Here is a 15,709-nt window from a genome sequence, read left to right on the forward strand (position 1 = left end):
TGCGGATACTGCGGATACTGCGGATACTGCGGATACTGCGGATAGCCTAGCCACCATAAGCACTAATGCAAGCGGCCTTGCTTCGGCCAGTGCATCGGAAATTGTGGCCAGTAATGCCAGTCACATCGCCGATAATCCTGCTGAATTCATTGATGAAAAAAATACATCAACGGCTGCTGATGAACCGACAACTGGTGCAGAAGACAACACCCATGCCAGCAAAACGTCTCAGCATGACACCGACCAGCAAATTGTGGACGGTCATGGTGCTGCTAATCCTGCAACCAATACTACCCGCGATGGTGAACTCACTGAAAAAGTAGCAAGCCCTGAAAATCAGCCAGTCAATAAACCGTAATTCAAGCTGCTTGTATTACTTTGATGACAACATAGCCCAGTGAACAAACCGGCAGGACTATCGCCTGTCGGTTTTTCTTTTACGACCATGTAGGTTATTGCTGGGCCAGCCAGTGCATAACGCCCTGAGCGGCCTGACGCCCGGTTGCAAAACAGGCTGTGAGCAAATAGCCGCCAGTTGGCGCATCCCAGTCCAGCATTTCGCCACAGCAAAAAACACCTGTTTTGCGCCTTAGCATTAACTGATCGTCCAGCGCTGCAAGACTAACCCCGCCTGCGGTACTGATGGCTTCATCAATAGGCCGAAAACCTTGTACCTGAATGGGCAGGCATTTTGCCATAGCAGCGACCTGCTGCGGATTTTGCCAGTCAGCCTTAGGCAATGTTTCGCGCAACAAGGCAGCCTTGGCCTGATCCAGACCGGCTTTACGCCAGATATTATTCAGCGACTGCTTGGCCATTGGTTTTAATTTTTGTGCCAGCAGGGTCTGGCTTACATCCGGCAACAAGTCCAGATAAATAATCGCCGGCTGTAACTGTTCAAGCTGTTGGCGTAGTTCACGGCCAAGCCGGTATATCAGGCCACCTTCCAGTCCATAGTGGCTAATCACTGCCTCACCCTGATAAACCCCGCCATCAGCATTAGTATCTGGTGTTACCCAAGCTTTGATGCGCTTTAGGGGTTGCCCGGCCAGTGGCTGCATAAAGTCCGACCAATTGACCTGCACGCCTACATTGGAGGGCTGCAAGGGCACAATGTCCACGTCCTGAGCCTGCAATACAGGAATCCAGGCCGCATCGCTGCCCAGCCTTGCCCAGCTACCGCCGCCCGTTGCCAGAATTACGGCTTTGGCCTCAACAGTGATCACTTGCTCCTGATGCAAAAATTCCAGTTGCTGACCTTGCCAGCCTGTCCAGCAATGTCGGTAAAAAAACTGCACTCCCATTGCTTTTAAGCGATTTAGCCAGGCCCGCAATAAGGGTGCAGCTTTCATTTCCACCGGAAAAATCCGCCCGGAACTGCCCACATACGACTCAATGCCAAGGCCCTGCATCCAGTCCTGAATCCAGCGGGCGTCACATTGCACCAGCATGGGCTTTAACCATTCGGGCTGGTCATAGCGCTGCACAAACTGCTCAAAGGCTTCATTGTGGCTAATGTTAAGTCCGGTTTTTCCTGCCATTAAAAATTTGCGCGCGGCCGAGGGCTTTTGCTCATACACCTGCACCATATGGCCCGCCTGTGCCAGCACTTCTGCTGCCATCAGTCCGGCTGGCCCGGCACCTACAATCACTATCGGTAAATTGCTTAATGAGCGGGTATTTTCAGGCCTATTAATAGCGTGCCACAGGGCTGATGTAGTCATTTTACCCAATCATCAAAACGGGTTTGATACTGGGCAGGCTTGGTAATAATCAGCTCCTCACACGGTTCGCCGCGTGCCAGATATTTCACCTCAAAATGGGTACGTGCCGATTCAGCTGCAATCGCCTGCCGCACAAATGGCAGCTTCCAGACCTGTTCAAGCTGGCTGGCAGCTTCATCCAGATAGGCTGGAATATTGCTGGCCAGTGTAATGCGGGCATTGTCCTGCAAACGCGACAGCAGGAACTCAAAAAATGGCATGTTCAGCCAGCGCTGCGCCGGATTTTTTGGTTCCGGATTGGGATACAGCAAAAATAACTGCTCAACCGTTTTTGGCAACACGGCATGCACCACCCAAGGAATGGCATCGGCATGCACCGGATATAAATTTTCCAGTTGATGGTCCTGCTGACGTGCTACAAATACCTTGAATTTTGCACTGGTACGCTCAATGGCCACCAGTGTTTTGTCGGGATTCTGCTCGGCAAACAAAATTGCATGCCGCCCCATGCCTGCACCAATTTCCAGACAAATGGCTCGCTCAAACTGCGGAACCACAAAATTGCGCGGCGCTTGCAGGTACTGGGGCTGAAATAAACGCGCAGACATGGCCAATCCCCTAAAACGGTTTACGGTTAAAACTAACTATTGATACGCGTAACATCATACTCATGCGGTGGCTGTAAAGAGTGTATTACAAGCAGTATAAAAATGCCCTGAGCTTACCGGATAAGCGCATTTGGCATAGTCTAGCAAGAGTTTCACCAGTTTGCTGAGATTGTACAGAACTCCACATTGCAAAAAAATCTCAAGCTTTTACACTAAACCATTTCCTGAATGCAAAACCTGTTAATGCCATGTCCAAACCTGTTACCTTCCCCTGCCCGCACTGCAAAAAGCCATCACTATGGCATGATAATCCATCGCGTCCGTTTTGCTCAGAACGCTGCAAGCTGATTGATCTGGGCGCATGGGCCAATGAAGACTACAAGATTGCCAGCCCAACCGCGCCTGAGCTAACCGAGCATCAGTCTGAAGATGACCTGAATGACTAAATTGAGCCTAAAAATACAGCTTCCCTTGATGGCTAAGCCTGTAAGTTTCATTCTGGCAGGATGGTTTGAACTGGCAGGATGGTTTGAAGGCTGCAAATAAAAAACTCCCATCATGATTAACGGGAGTTTCAGGGTTACTATTTTGTGCAGTGTTTTGTTGTTATCAGTATAGCCAGCAATGATTCATTAATTGGCCAATGGGGCTACCGCTTTGGAAATAATCTGGTTAAGAACCCATTTGGTTTCCAGCTGGCCTGATGCTGGGTTTTGCATAACATCCTGTCTCACATCCAGAATATAGGAGTAGCCCGGTTCAAAGTTAAAGCCTTCAATACTGGTTTTTAGTGGATTAAAGTTGCTTTCGTAACGGTTGCGGTATTGCAGGCATTCAATCTGGCCCCCGTTGATGCTGTCACACAGTGCCTTGCGTGGTGAAATTTCGATCAGGAAGCTGGAAATAGGTTTTACCTTAACTGCCTTAATCTCGCCGTTCTTGACCACAGGTGCTTTGGTGTCCATATTGTGGTTGGTCTGGCAGGCCGTTAGGGCCACAGTGCCTGATGCGATGGCAGCCAACGCCAGTTTTTTTAGCAGCATGTGTTTCATCATTCATTACTCCAGTTTAAAATTTTAAAAATTTTGTAATAAGCCTAGAGTAAAGGTTTTTCGATGAATTACCAGTAACTTACACAATTTAGAAAAATACTGTGTCTGTAAGAAAATATTTTATGACAAAAAGTTACATGCTTTTATCCTGCGCGCCCTGCCAGAAATGGATTGGTTCGTTTTTCCTGCCCGATGGTTCCCATAGGGCCATGTCCAGCAATAAAACGTGTGTTATCCGGCAGGCTAAACAGCTCACGCTGAATGGATTCAATCAACTGCGCATGGTTGCCGCGCGGAAAATCAGTACGTCCAATCGAACCGGCAAACAGCACATCGCCTGTCCACACCAGATTTAAATCCCTGCTGTACAGCACCACGTGGCCCGGGGTATGACCCGGCGTAAACCGCACCTCAACCGGATACTGGCCCAGATACAGGGTTTCATTGCCGTTTAGCCACTGATTAACCACCACCGGCTGCGGCACTGGAAAGCCAAACATTTTTGATTGCTGCTCCAGTGCATCCAGCCAGAAGGCATCTTCGGCATGCGGGCCAATTACTGGCACCTGATAACATTGTGCCAGTTCCCCCACCGCACCGGCATGATCCAGATGCCCATGCGTCAGCCATAGCGCAACCAGCTTGACTTGCAACTGCTCAATAGCCTGCTTGAGCCGGGCCACATCACCACCCGCGTCAATCAGCACCGCCTCACGGCTTTCATCGTCCCACAGCAAGGTACAATTTTGCGCAAAAGGGGTAACGGTCAGGATTTGGTAATGCAACATGATGTATCTCTATAGGCAACGATGATATAAGCAGCGGTAATATAGCCAGCAGGTTGATTTAGATTCAACTGGTCAGGCCAGATTGGAAGGCTGTGTAGCCGCCACAATACCTGAACTCAGGAACCCATCAATAAATGGGGTGGTTAACGCTTCAATCAAGTCGAGATGCAGCGGCTGATCATTTAGCGCCGGAATGTAGTTGTATACCTTGCCCCCGGCCGCAAGGAATATATGCTGGTTTTCCAGTGAGAGCTCCTCAAGGGTTTCGAGGCAATCGGCCGAAAATGCCGGGCTCATCACCTGTACATGTTGAACGCCCTGCGCAGCCCACTGCTGCAACAAGTCACTGGTATATGGCTTAACCCACTCCTGTTTGCCAAAGCGTGACTGAAAGCTAATTGCCCACTGTTCATCCTGCAAGCCCAATGCCTGTGCTACCAGTCTGGCCGTGGCATGGCAGCGCTCTGGATAGGGATCACCCTTGTCAGCATACGGCTGTGGAATACCATGAAAAGACATCAGCAGTTTGTCAGGCTGGCCATGTTGTTGCTGGTAATCCCGTACACTTTGCGCCAGTGCCTTGATCAGTAGTGAATGCTGGTAATAATCCTTGATCATGCAAATGGACAACATATTACGCTGGCGCGACGTCCATTGGTTGACCGCATCAATGGCAGCGCCTGTGGACGTGGCCGAATACTGTGGATACAGCGGCAGCACAATGACATGCTCAATGCCATCATGTTTAATCTGGTCCAGTGCGCCTGCTGTACTGGGCGTCCCATAACTCATGGCAGGAAGCACCCGGATATCGGCATGGGTATAGCGTTGTTGCAGGCGGGTTTGCAGTAAATCTACCTGTCGTTGCAGGATGAGCCGCATGGGGGAATCGCCGTCTTGCCAGATGCTGGCATAAGCTTTGGCCACCCGCCTGGGCCGAAATGGCAGGACAAACAGGTTAAGAATTATGGCCCACAGCAGTCGGGGAATTTCGATGACGCGCTGATCCGACAAAAACTGCTTTAAAAACTTGCGGACTGCCGCAGGTGTGGGCGCATCCGGTGTCCCCAGATTCATCAAAACAACGGCCAGACGTGGTTTGGATACCGTAGTGCCGGGTAAAGCAGAGGTCGATACAGCAGGCTTGGCAGAAACAGGCATGGACAGTAGGCAATGACAGGAATAATTATTCTAAACTTAGCAAGGCTGGCCCAAAATTACAAAACCTTTAGCGGCATTTATACAATAGCAATTTAAGGATAAAACGATGAATGAGTGATAAAACACAGTTAAATGGCTTTTTTGCCCTGATTAATGGTCATTAAGGTTTTTTCGGCCTGTGGCGTAAGCTCCCATAACAGGCGCTGGCGGTTATCGCGGCCGGTGGGCACAATCCAGTTATTGTGTTTAAGCTGCATTTTAATGGTATGCAAGGCCCGGATATTAATCTGGCTGCGTGCTGTGGCATGTGCGCGTGGCATAACTTCACGTACATCACCCAGCGAAGTCTGGTTTAAAAATTCATTAATGACGCGGGAAAAATTTTCTTCTGGTGCAGCCGGGCTAAAACCGGGTCCCAGCACCGCAAGTATTTCACCCCACTTCATTTTACGCTGTGGACGCAGTTCCTTAAAGTTACCATCCTGATAGGCATGGACTTTATAGTCAAAGGCAAACAGCTCGTCAGGATTAACCCGTGGAATCTGGATGGCTTCCTCACGAAACACATTACTTTTAAGCTCCAGCTGGGCAATTTTCTGGCGTAACTGGTCAACTTCTTCTTGTAGCTTCTGGGTGTTTTGCGGACGAATCCAGCCTGCCGAAGGATGACGTTCAATCATTTGTGGCATGGCATGGCGCACGGCCATTTCCAGATCACGCATGTTGCGATAGCTTACCACCACATCGCGCTCACGCTGGAGCTGCTGGCGAAAATCGCTAAACTTGGATTTGCCTTCACCGGTTTTTTCCTGCAATTCCGGCGCACGGCTGTCGGGTGCTTCATGCATGAGCACCAGAATCGGCTTTTGCTTGGTTACTGCATAAATGTATTCAAGGTGCATATAGCTAACGCCAGACGCAGACAAGTCGCCGTAGCAACCGCCCAGCAGCAGCACAAAGTAATCACAGTCATCAATCTGGCGACGGGCAAATGCCGTGGTAAGCGGTGTACGCTGTTCCAGACCCCAAGAAAAAAACCCCTGACTGACAAGCGCCTGTGACAATACAACGCGTTCAGCTTGCATATCTACACCTGAGGTGCAGATAAAAACATGATAGCGTTTGTCAATCATAACGACATCCTTGCTAAATCACCCATCAATGCACACAGAGTCAGCATGTGATATTCATCACATTATACTGCAAGTTCATTGCAAAAATGGTCACTTTTATCCCAATAGTGGTATTTACAAGCATTTTACGCTTACGTCCTCATCGCTGGGCAGTCTACCGCTCAATTCTGCGCGACGCAACTGGCGGATATTGATTCAATATCCGCCTGCTGTACCGAAATTAAAGCAGGTGAAAACGATTTTATTAAACTGTTAAGTACCGGCTGTGCTGTATTCGCATTTCCGGTAACAAAGCATTGTAGCTTAACTACTGGTTGCTTTGCACTTTCAATTTCAGTACTCAGGGTATGACCCGGATAATTGAGTGCCTGCGCGGCAAGTACCCGTCCCGTTTGCCGTGCTACTGCCAGCCCCGAATCCACCAAAACAAACTGCTCGCCAAATACCGCACGGATACTGTGTTTTAAAAAGGGATAGTGGGTACATCCCAGCACCAGATGATCTGCCCCGGCCTGCTGTAACGGACGCAAAATCCTTTCCAGCTCCTGCTGGCAGGCATTGCTGTCCTGCTGGCCCTGCTCGACAAAAGGCACCAGCGCCGGACTTACTGCTGTCAGCACCTGTACCTGTGCTGGTACGGCCACCTGAGCAATCACATCCTTAAGCAAATTACCACGCAAAGTTCCCGGCGTTGCCAGCACACCCACAACCTTTGAACGGGATTTTAACACGGCAGGCTTGACCGCTGGCACCAGCCCAATAATGGGAAACCCCGGCCCATAGTGTTCACGCAAGGGTGTCAGGCTAAAAGCAGAAGCGGTATTGCAGGCTATGACTACAGCCTTGCAGCCTTGTGCATGCAGCCAGTGCACAGCCTGCGTGGTGAGCTGGCAAATTTCATCATCACTGCGCTCACCATAGGGGACATGCTTGGTGTCTGCCAGATAAATAATGGCTTCGTGCGGCAAATAAGCCTGCAATTCCTGCACAATGGACAAGCCACCCATGCCAGAGTCAAACACTCCAATCGGGGCAAAGACATGCTGTGCCTGACTGGCAGCTAATGCAGGAGACAAAAAATCGGTAAGCGTAGACTTCATAGGCGCAGCATTTGCACGTGAGCGGGACTGGACACAAGCCAGCAATTTATAAAATATTTTCTCTGGCAAACAGTGGGATGCCTTGACTGCTTTTTTAATCTTTGATTAAAGCTGTACCAAAGCCGCGTCAAACATCACACAATTAACCAGTTGCGCTATTCTGCCAGCGCCTCACTATTTAAGCAAAACTCAAAATCACCACTGCTGAATTTTACAACGGTTTGTCCATCCTGCTCCAGAAATTCACCTTCATTCAGCAAATGGTAAAATGCATTGCGATGGATCAGCGCGTCCAGATTCCAGCGTACATTGATATAAGGCCGGATTTCACCCGCATAACTACGCAAAAACACCGGATGCTGGGCATCAATGACAATGACGTCATCAGTCTGGGTGATACAGGTTAAATATTGCTTGCCATCGGTACACACTGTTTCAATGCGGGTCACCAGCAAAGGTGCGTCTTCCACTTCAATAAGCAACTTTTCAACCGGGGTTTTTAAGTAATACTGGCCGTCGTCCTCGCACCATAGTACTGTTGAAAACAGCCGGACAAGCCGTTCCCGATTAATTTTTGAGCCTTCATGCCACCATTCGCCATTGGCCTTGACTGTCAAGTTCATACTTCCGCATACCTGCGGGTTCCAGCGCTCCAGTGGCGGGATCGCCCGCTTGGAGTGGCCATCATAATCCTGAAGTAAAGCCGCGATTTTGCTAAGGCTGGCACCGGGTGAAACCGCTTCGGACTGTGGGGTTAATGACTGGCTTTCTGACTGATTTTTGGGTAGGTTTGCTTCATTCATTGTCTAATATGTCCAAGTTGACACCAAATAATCAACGTATTGCCAATTGGCTTAAACCTGTGAATAACTTTATACTATAGGATAATGCTTAAGACACACCTTTTTTGTGTCTCACTGTACTCATGGCAGCACCGGACAATGCCTGGCGAATTGCCTTGAAGCATCTTACGGTTGCCACCCTTATCATATGAGGAGTCCTTCATGGAACACATCGAACGCGAAGCGATGGAGTTTGACGTGGTCATCGTTGGTGCAGGGCCTGCCGGTCTTGCTGCCGCTATTCGCCTGCGCCAATTGGCAATTGAAAAAGACATGCCTGAACTATCGGTTTGTGTGGTAGAGAAAGGTTCCGAAGTCGGCGCTCACATTTTATCGGGTGCAGTGCTGGAACCCCGCGCGCTAAACGAATTGTTCCCGGACTGGAAAGAACAGGGCGCGCCACTGAATGTTCCGGTGACTGAAGACAAAACCTATTTCCTGCTGTCTGATGAAAAAAGTGTGGAAATGCCACATTTCTTCGTTCCCAAGACCATGCACAACCCGGGCAACTATGTAGTTAGCCTTGGTAACGTGGTGCGCTGGCTGGGCCAGAAAGCCGAAGAAATGGAAGTGTCCATTTTCCCGGGCTTTGCTGCAGCTGACGTGCTGTACCATGAAGATGGCAGCGTGCGCGGTGTGGTAACTGGTGACATGGGAATTGGCAAGGATGGTCAGCCAACCCATAACTTTGCTCCGGGCTATGAGCTGCTGGCCAAATACACCATTTTTGCTGAAGGCTGCCGTGGTCACTTAGGCAAGCGCCTGATGAGCCGTTTTGATTTGTGCAAAGATTCTGATCCTCAGCACTACGGGATTGGCATTAAAGAACTGTGGGATATTGACCCTGCCAAGCACAAGCCAGGTCTGGTCATGCATGGTGCTGGCTGGCCACTGACTGAAACTGGTTCAAGTGGCGGCTGGTGGTTGTACCATGCTGAAAACAATCAGGTTACTCTGGGCATGATCATGGATCTGTCCTATAAAAATCCGCATGCCTATCCGTTTGAGGAAATGCAGCGCTGGAAACACCATCCCCTGATCAAGCAATATCTGGAAGGCGGCAAGCGTATTTCCTACGGTGCGCGTGCTGTGGTTAAAGGCGGCTTAAATGCCCTGCCCAAGCTGACTTTTCCGGGCGGCTGCCTGATTGGTGATGATGCAGGTTTCCTGAACTTTGCCAAAATCAAAGGCTCACACACCGCCATGAAATCCGGCATGCTGTGTGCCGAAGCAATTTTTGAAGCCATTGCAGCTGGTCGCTCTGCTGATGAAGTTACGGCGTACACCGACAAGTTCAACAATAGCTGGTTGCGTGAAGAATTATTCAAGTCACGTAACTTTGGCGCGGCCATGCATAAGTTTGGTACGTTTGTGGGCGGCGGCTTTAACTTTATTGACCAGAACATTTTCCGCATTCCGTTTACCCTGCGTGACCTGATGCCGGATTACAAGTCGCTGCAAACGGTTCAGGAAAATAACCACAAGCCAACCTATCCAAAGCCTGATGGCAAAATCAGCTTTGACCGCTTGTCGTCTGTGTTTATTTCCAACACCGTCCATGAAGAAAACCAGCCAGCGCATTTGAAGCTGACTGACCCGAACATTCCGGTGGAAATCAACCTGCCAAAATGGGCCGAACCCGCACAGCGTTACTGCCCGGCTGGTGTATATGAAATTGTAAATGATGGCGGTGCCAACAAAGACCAGCCACGTTTCCAGATCAATGCGGCCAACTGTGTACACTGCAAAACCTGTGATATTAAAGACCCATCACAAAACATCACTTGGGTAACCCCAGAAGGTGGTGGTGGCCCGAACTATCCCAATATGTAATTTGGATAGGATTGAAAAGAGCCTCGATCTAATATCGGGGCTTTTTTATTCTGGAAAAGAACAATTTTAAATCAATATTTTTATTCCAACTTCGCTGCCACAACAAACCAGCTTTTGTTTTCAATCTGCGCCAACTCGTCAATAGTGGGCTGTACTGCTGTGTCCCTAAAGCCCTGAATCAGTGGATGGGCTGTACCAATGCAAATATCCAGCGCTAGCCGTGTGGTATTGAAGTCATAGCGGCCACGGTGAATCATCTGCGAATTAAACACCAGCACATCGCCCTGCTTTAAGGTAATGAGCTGGCTGTGTGGCAAGTCATCATGTTGCTGATGACCAGCCTTGGCAAAACGTACCTTGTGTTCAAGGTCTGAATCCCAGTGCTGATGGCTATGCGGAATCAGCTCAATGCCAGTTTCATCCAGCAATGGAATGCGTACATGCAATGAGGTCAGTTCAGCATGCACCTGCTGTTGCTGTGCATCAGGTATCGGACTGTATTGCAGGTCACGGTGCCAGTAGTTTTGCTTATTTGGGTCAGCCGGGTTAAAAAACAGCTGGGTGTTATGAAAATATAAATTTTCGCCAAACAATGCCTTTAAATGGTCAACCAGTACGGCGCAGGACAATTGCTGAAAAAACTCCAGCCGCTTTTCAGTCTGCCGCACAAAATATTGTGGCAGCGTGAGTGAGTGCATATTGACCAGCTGATCAAAGCCTGGGCTATGCTGGTTTTGGCCAAGCCATTGCTGATAAATGGGTTCAATACTTTGGCGAAGCTGGGTAATTTGAAAGGTGTCCAGAAGCTGCGGCAAGATCATATAGCCCTTGTGCTGATAATGTTGCTTATACCCTTGAAGGTATTGCTGTTGCAGGCTTTTATCCATTATGTGCTCTAAAATGCTGCCCTTGCCTACTGTTGCTTTTCACTGTTTTTGGCGCTTTCAGCCAGCTCGGCATTCACATAACTGACAATCATGCGGGTTACGCCCTTGATCATGTCGTCAAAGCTGATATTGGGATTTGGCATGATCAGGTGGCGGATAATCGGAAAAATGCCGCTATTGATGCAAATATATGCCATGGCCGGAATATTGGGTACGCGCAGGTATTTGGGGTTATTCATCACATAACGCATGATCAGCTCCATCAGCCCCTGCTCCATTTTATCCACGTATTGCTCGTACTCCAGCGCGCCAACATACCGCACACATTTCAGGTAGCGTTCATTGTCACGCTTAAGCAAATTACTGAATTCATAAAACATGATTTCCAGCGCCTGTTCCAGTTCAACCTGAACCAGCAATGGTGCAATGTTTTTCAGCATCATCAGCACTTCATCGGTAAAGTGCCGACCCATGGCAGCGTAGATAGCTTCCTTGTTTTTAAAGTACTCGTACAGCGAACCTACACTGATACCAGCAATTTCAGCAATATGCCGTGTGGTCGTGCCCTCCATGCCACGTTCCACCATGCAGATAAAACCTGCCTCGATAATGGCATCGACGGTGATTTTGGCACGTGTCTGCTGTGGCTTTCTGACCATAAAACACCCGAATTTAATCCGAACAGATGATCGGATTATAGTGAATGAACTGGGGCATCAGGTCAATTGCCCATCTGCCTATCCCTTTAAAAACCAGTACTTGTTTACAATTAATTGGATTTATTCAACTGTAGTCACTGTAATAGCTTAGTCCAGTATATTTGCAGCTTTTATTTTTTCTTGATATCAAACAGATACTGTGTTTTACCATTGTGTTGCTGCTGTTGCTGCTCAAGCAGTTCATGGCCCAGATGCAGGCAAAATTTGGGAATATCCCGTGTGGTCGACGGATCAGTGGCCACTACCTGAATAATTTGCCCCGACTGGCTTTTACGCACGGCCTGATGCAACATCATTACCGGTTCAGGGCAGTTAAGGCCGCTGGTGTCCAGAATAATAGGCTCAAGAGCAACGCCATCCGGCACAGGAACAGCAGGGTTTTGGGAATTTTCAGACATAAAAATTGGTAATTGCCAAGGGTAGCGCCCTACATTTTAACATCATATTTAAAAAATAAAAAAATCACCAAATTGAGTTTCTCACCTTATACATATTAATAGCCCTAGCATGACGTTAACTGAGGCTATTGCTGGTTGTCATCGGCCATTTCAGGTTTCCGGTTTATCTGAAATCCCGGAAATTTCCTATAAATTCATTGGCTGGACAGGCTAAAAAGGGCCTTACAAGTTTTAATGCAAGAATGCCCAAGCTCAGTTATGATAGCCCTATCCTTTTTTGTTTTTGACTTGAGATTTAAAAATGCGTGAGGAACCAGGCCCGTCGTGGACAATGCGTGGCCTTAAAAAATGGTTATCAACTGCACCAGAAACCCGTGATGAACTGATGAAACTGGTGCATGATTCACGAAAATTTTTAGAACCCGATACCGTCGACATGCTGGAAGGCGTACTGGATCTGCCCGCTACCCAGATCCGCGAGATCATGACGCCGCGTCCGGCCATTGTCAGCGTGTTTGAAGACGATGCCCTGCTGGACATTTTGCCGGTACTGATTGAATCGGCACATTCCCGTTTTCCAATATTTTCTGCCAGCGATCAGGACACGGTGGTAGGCATCTTGCTGGCCAAGGATTTGTTGCCCGTACTGGGCCAGTCCAACCAGCTAATTGATGTTAAGAGCCTGATGCGCCAGCCGGTTTTTGTACCGGAAACCGCACGTTCTGATCAGGTGCTGCGCATGCTCAAGCACACGCAAACCCATATTGCCATTGTGGTGGATGAATACGGCACTACGTCTGGCATTGTGACGCTAGAAGACCTGCTGGAAGAAATTGTGGGTGAAATTGAAGACGAGCATGATGTCGATGACCCGCTGGCTGAATACATTGTGCCAGACCATGAAATCTCTGGCGCGTGGCTGGTACAGGCCCTCACCCCCATTGAGCATTTTAATGATGTACTGAGTGCCGATTTTTCAACAGAAGAAGTGGAAACCATTGGCGGCCTGCTATTGCAGGAAATCGGCCGGGTTAGTGATCTGGAAGGCCAGATCGTGAACCTGAATGAATGGACCTTCAAGATTTTACAGGCTGATGCCCGCAGCATTATTCTGGTTAGAGCTGTCAAAGCATGAGAAATGTATTTGCACGCCTGAATAAAAACAAAAGTAAGACTGGCAAAAAAGCTACTGATCCAAAACTGCCATTAATTAGTGCGATGATTTTTGCCTTGCTGGCTGGTGCCATGCTGCCGCTATCCCTGTCGCCCTATGAGTGGTGGTGGTTCGCGCTGATTTCCCCCGCCATTTTTTATGTGTTATTAAACAACCGCACCACTAAACAGGCCTTCTGGATTGGCCAGAGTTATGGCTTTGGCCTGTGGACGGTGGGTGGCTTCTGGCTGTATACCTCCATTCATGTGTATGGCGATACGCCAATGCCGCTGGCCCTTGGCATGATTGCTTTTGTTGGTATGGGCATGGGCCTGTTTAATGCCATTCAGGCAGCCTTATACCGGCGCTTTTTTGGTCACAGTCCGCTCACCTTTGCCCCGCTGTGGGTATTTGCCGAATGGACCAAGACTTGGATTTTTACCGGTTTCCCGTGGCTGTTTGCCGGATATGCCTTTACTACGTATCAGCTCGATAACTTTGCGCCGCTGGCTGGTATTTATGCGGTGTCGTTTGTGGTGATTTTTATGGCGGCCAGTCTGGTGGAGGTCGCCAAAGGTCGCCTGTTATGGGCCTTGCCTTCCCTGTTACTGGTGGCCATTGCTGTGGGCTTGGGGCAGGTTCAATGGACCATACCCAAAAAATCTGCGCCGCTCACCGTGTCCCTGATTCAGGGCAATATTCCACAGGACTTAAAATGGCTGACTGAATATCAGGGCCAGACACTGGCCATTTATGCCGGCTTAAGCCAACAGGAATGGGGCCGTGATCTGGTGGTGTGGCCGGAATCCTCGATCCCATTATTTCAGGCCGATGTGCAGCCGTTCATTAACGCGGTATCACAGCATGCCGCGCAGTCCGGTTCAGCGTGGGTGACCGGCATTCCGTATGCCGAGCTCAACACCTATAACCCGGTCACCAATAGCTATGATGAGTTTTATAATGCCATTATGGCGGCAGGCAAGGATTCGCAGGGTTTGTATAAAAAGCAGCGTCTGGTGCCATTTGGTGAGTATGTGCCGTTATCAGGTACGCTAAAATGGGTACTGCCCTCGCTTAAAAATGACGTCAGCATGACCAGTTTTAGTGCCGGTAGCAGTGATCAAAAGCCGTTATCCGTCAAGGGACACCGGTTGGCGGCAGCCATTTGCTATGAAGTGGCGTATCCCAACCTGACCCGTAACAATGCGCGGCGCAGTGATTTTCTGGTTACGCTGTCCAATGATGCCTGGTTTACCGGCACGGATGGTCCATGGCAGCACCTGCAAATGGTGCAAATGCGTGCCAAGGAAAATGGCCGCTGGTTTATTCGTGCCACCAATACCGGTGTAACGGCATTTATCAATCCGCAAGGGCACATTGAGCGCCTGCTTAAACAGGATGTGCGCGGTGTATTACGCGGTGACTTACCAGCCATGCAGGGCAGTACGCCCTATATGCGTTTTGGTGACTGGCCTATTTTAATGCTTAGCGGTTTGCTATTGCTATTGGGATGGTGGGTCAAGCGCAGCAGCCAGCCCTTACGTCGCTAAACTGAATTCACAGGAACCTTCATGATTACCTTGCACCACCTGAATAACTCGCGCTCACAGCGGATTTTGTGGCTCATGGAAGAACTGAATATTCCTTACCAGATCAAGTTTTACCAGCGTGATGCCAAAACCATGCTGGCCCCGCCAGAACTCAAAGCCGTGCATCCGCTGGGCAAGTCGCCAGTGATTACCGATGATGGCCATCCGATGGGGCATCATGGTCAGGTAACGCTGGCCGAATCGGCTGCGATTATTGATTATCTGGTCAAAACTTACGGCAATGGCCGCCTGATGCCAGCCAACAACAGCCCGGAACGCATCCGTTATGATTACTGGATGCATTATGCGGAAGGCTCAGCCATGCCACCGCTGGTGATGAAGCTGATTTTCAACCAGATTCCCAAACAAAAAATGCCTTTTTTTGCGCGTCCTATTGCTCAAAAAATCACGGAGCGCGTGGTAGGGACTTATATTGATCCACAACTTAAGCTGCATCTGGATTATTTAAGCAATGAATTGCAACCATCCGGCTGGTTTGTAGGGAATGATTTTTCAGCAGCAGACATCCAGCTTAGTTTTCCGCTGGAAGCAGCGTCACAACGTACCAACCTCAAGCAGCAATATCCCAAGCTGGTGGATTTCCTCAAGCGGATTCATGCACGGCCAGCCTATCAGCGCGCGCTACAAAAAGGCGGTGCCTATGCTTATGCAAACTAAGGCTTATGCAAAATAGCGTCTGTGCGCAATCATCATTACAGCCC

General features: G+C 49.1%; 17 protein-coding genes. 6 read left to right on the forward strand and 11 right to left on the reverse strand.

Translation table 11 applies throughout. From position 1 onward, the window contains the following. Positions 1-358 (forward strand): hypothetical protein (locus tag BKE30_RS16045; RefSeq protein ID WP_198938075.1); only part of this gene is annotated, 358 nt, incomplete at its 5' end. A 94-nt stretch (positions 359-452) separates the two neighbouring features. On the opposite strand, the gene BKE30_RS11030 is transcribed toward BKE30_RS16045, so the two are convergent. Next, entirely contained in the window at positions 453-1,724 is a 1,272-nt protein-coding gene (locus BKE30_RS11030) for a TIGR03862 family flavoprotein (protein WP_076878649.1), read from the reverse strand. Then, positions 1,721-2,332 carry a class I SAM-dependent methyltransferase gene (locus BKE30_RS11035; RefSeq protein ID WP_076878650.1) on the reverse strand — a complete coding sequence of 204 codons (612 nt, stop codon included), beginning with the start codon at positions 2,330-2,332 and terminating at the stop codon, positions 1,721-1,723. Before BKE30_RS11035 ends, BKE30_RS11030 begins: the two co-directional genes overlap by 4 nt. Before the next feature lie 248 nt (positions 2,333-2,580). On the opposite strand from BKE30_RS11035, the gene BKE30_RS11040 reads away from it, so the two are divergent. Further along, positions 2,581-2,778: a DNA gyrase inhibitor YacG gene (locus tag BKE30_RS11040; protein ID WP_076878651.1), complete on the forward strand. Its 198-nt coding sequence runs from the start codon at positions 2,581-2,583 to the stop codon at positions 2,776-2,778. 186 nt (positions 2,779-2,964) lie between these two features. Here the strand turns inward: BKE30_RS11040 and BKE30_RS11045 are convergent, their stop codons facing one another. From BKE30_RS11045 to BKE30_RS11070, 6 genes are all read right to left on the reverse strand, one after another. Then, a complete protein-coding gene (locus tag BKE30_RS11045; protein ID WP_083698546.1) occupies positions 2,965-3,387 on the reverse strand; it encodes a DUF4377 domain-containing protein in 423 nt (140 codons plus the stop codon). Positions 3,388-3,527: 140 nt separating this feature from the next. Further along, positions 3,528-4,172 (reverse strand): MBL fold metallo-hydrolase, encoded by a 645-nt coding sequence (locus tag BKE30_RS11050; protein WP_076878652.1) that lies wholly within the window; start codon positions 4,170-4,172, stop codon positions 3,528-3,530. A gap of 72 nt (positions 4,173-4,244) precedes the next feature. Further along, the gene (gene hemH / locus BKE30_RS11055; RefSeq protein ID WP_076878653.1) at positions 4,245-5,333 is read right to left on the reverse strand and encodes a ferrochelatase; all 1,089 of its coding nucleotides are present in this window, start codon (positions 5,331-5,333) and stop codon (positions 4,245-4,247) included. A gap of 128 nt (positions 5,334-5,461) precedes the next feature. Further along, the gene (locus tag BKE30_RS11060) at positions 5,462-6,466 is read right to left on the reverse strand and encodes a DUF4062 domain-containing protein (protein WP_076878654.1); all 1,005 of its coding nucleotides are present in this window, start codon (positions 6,464-6,466) and stop codon (positions 5,462-5,464) included. Between the two features lie 161 nt (positions 6,467-6,627). Then, positions 6,628-7,566 carry a glutamate racemase gene (murI, locus tag BKE30_RS11065; RefSeq protein WP_083698547.1) on the reverse strand — a complete coding sequence of 313 codons (939 nt, stop codon included), beginning with the start codon at positions 7,564-7,566 and terminating at the stop codon, positions 6,628-6,630. 155 nt (positions 7,567-7,721) lie between these two features. After that, a complete protein-coding gene (locus tag BKE30_RS11070; RefSeq protein WP_076878655.1) occupies positions 7,722-8,369 on the reverse strand; it encodes a DUF1285 domain-containing protein in 648 nt (215 codons plus the stop codon). Between the two features lie 201 nt (positions 8,370-8,570). Between BKE30_RS11070 and BKE30_RS11075 the strand changes: the two genes are divergently transcribed. Next, complete coding sequence (locus tag BKE30_RS11075; protein ID WP_076878656.1) at positions 8,571-10,241, forward strand: electron transfer flavoprotein-ubiquinone oxidoreductase; 1,671 nt, start codon at positions 8,571-8,573, stop codon at positions 10,239-10,241. 80 nt (positions 10,242-10,321) lie between these two features. Here BKE30_RS11075 and BKE30_RS11080 read toward each other — a convergent pair whose 3' ends face one another. The 3 genes from BKE30_RS11080 to tusA form a co-directional block, all read right to left on the reverse strand. Beyond that, positions 10,322-11,128, reverse strand: a complete 807-nt coding sequence (locus BKE30_RS11080) for a phytanoyl-CoA dioxygenase family protein (RefSeq protein WP_076878657.1) — start codon at positions 11,126-11,128, stop codon at positions 10,322-10,324. Between the two features lie 26 nt (positions 11,129-11,154). After that, a complete protein-coding gene (locus tag BKE30_RS11085) occupies positions 11,155-11,787 on the reverse strand; it encodes a TetR/AcrR family transcriptional regulator (protein WP_076878658.1) in 633 nt (210 codons plus the stop codon). A 170-nt stretch (positions 11,788-11,957) separates the two neighbouring features. Continuing rightward, positions 11,958-12,245, reverse strand: a complete 288-nt coding sequence (gene tusA, locus BKE30_RS11090) for a sulfurtransferase TusA (protein ID WP_076878659.1) — start codon at positions 12,243-12,245, stop codon at positions 11,958-11,960. A gap of 301 nt (positions 12,246-12,546) precedes the next feature. Here tusA and BKE30_RS11095 point away from each other — a divergent pair, with 301 nt between their 5' ends. Genes BKE30_RS11095 through BKE30_RS11105 form a run of 3 tightly spaced genes read left to right on the forward strand, consistent with a single transcriptional unit; the run spans position 12,547 to position 15,665 of the window. Then, positions 12,547-13,380, forward strand: a complete 834-nt coding sequence (locus BKE30_RS11095) for a CBS domain-containing protein (protein WP_076878660.1) — start codon at positions 12,547-12,549, stop codon at positions 13,378-13,380. Beyond that, a complete protein-coding gene (gene lnt, locus BKE30_RS11100; protein ID WP_076878661.1) occupies positions 13,377-14,948 on the forward strand; it encodes an apolipoprotein N-acyltransferase in 1,572 nt (523 codons plus the stop codon). Before BKE30_RS11095 ends, lnt begins: the two co-directional genes overlap by 4 nt. Before the next feature lie 21 nt (positions 14,949-14,969). Next, positions 14,970-15,665 (forward strand): glutathione S-transferase, encoded by a 696-nt coding sequence (locus tag BKE30_RS11105; protein WP_076878662.1) that lies wholly within the window; start codon positions 14,970-14,972, stop codon positions 15,663-15,665. Positions 15,666-15,709 lie beyond the last annotated feature (44 nt).

It is taken from the genome of Alkanindiges hydrocarboniclasticus (assembly GCF_001982605.1).
Taxonomy (GTDB): Bacteria; Pseudomonadota; Gammaproteobacteria; order Pseudomonadales; family Moraxellaceae; genus Alkanindiges; species Alkanindiges hydrocarboniclasticus.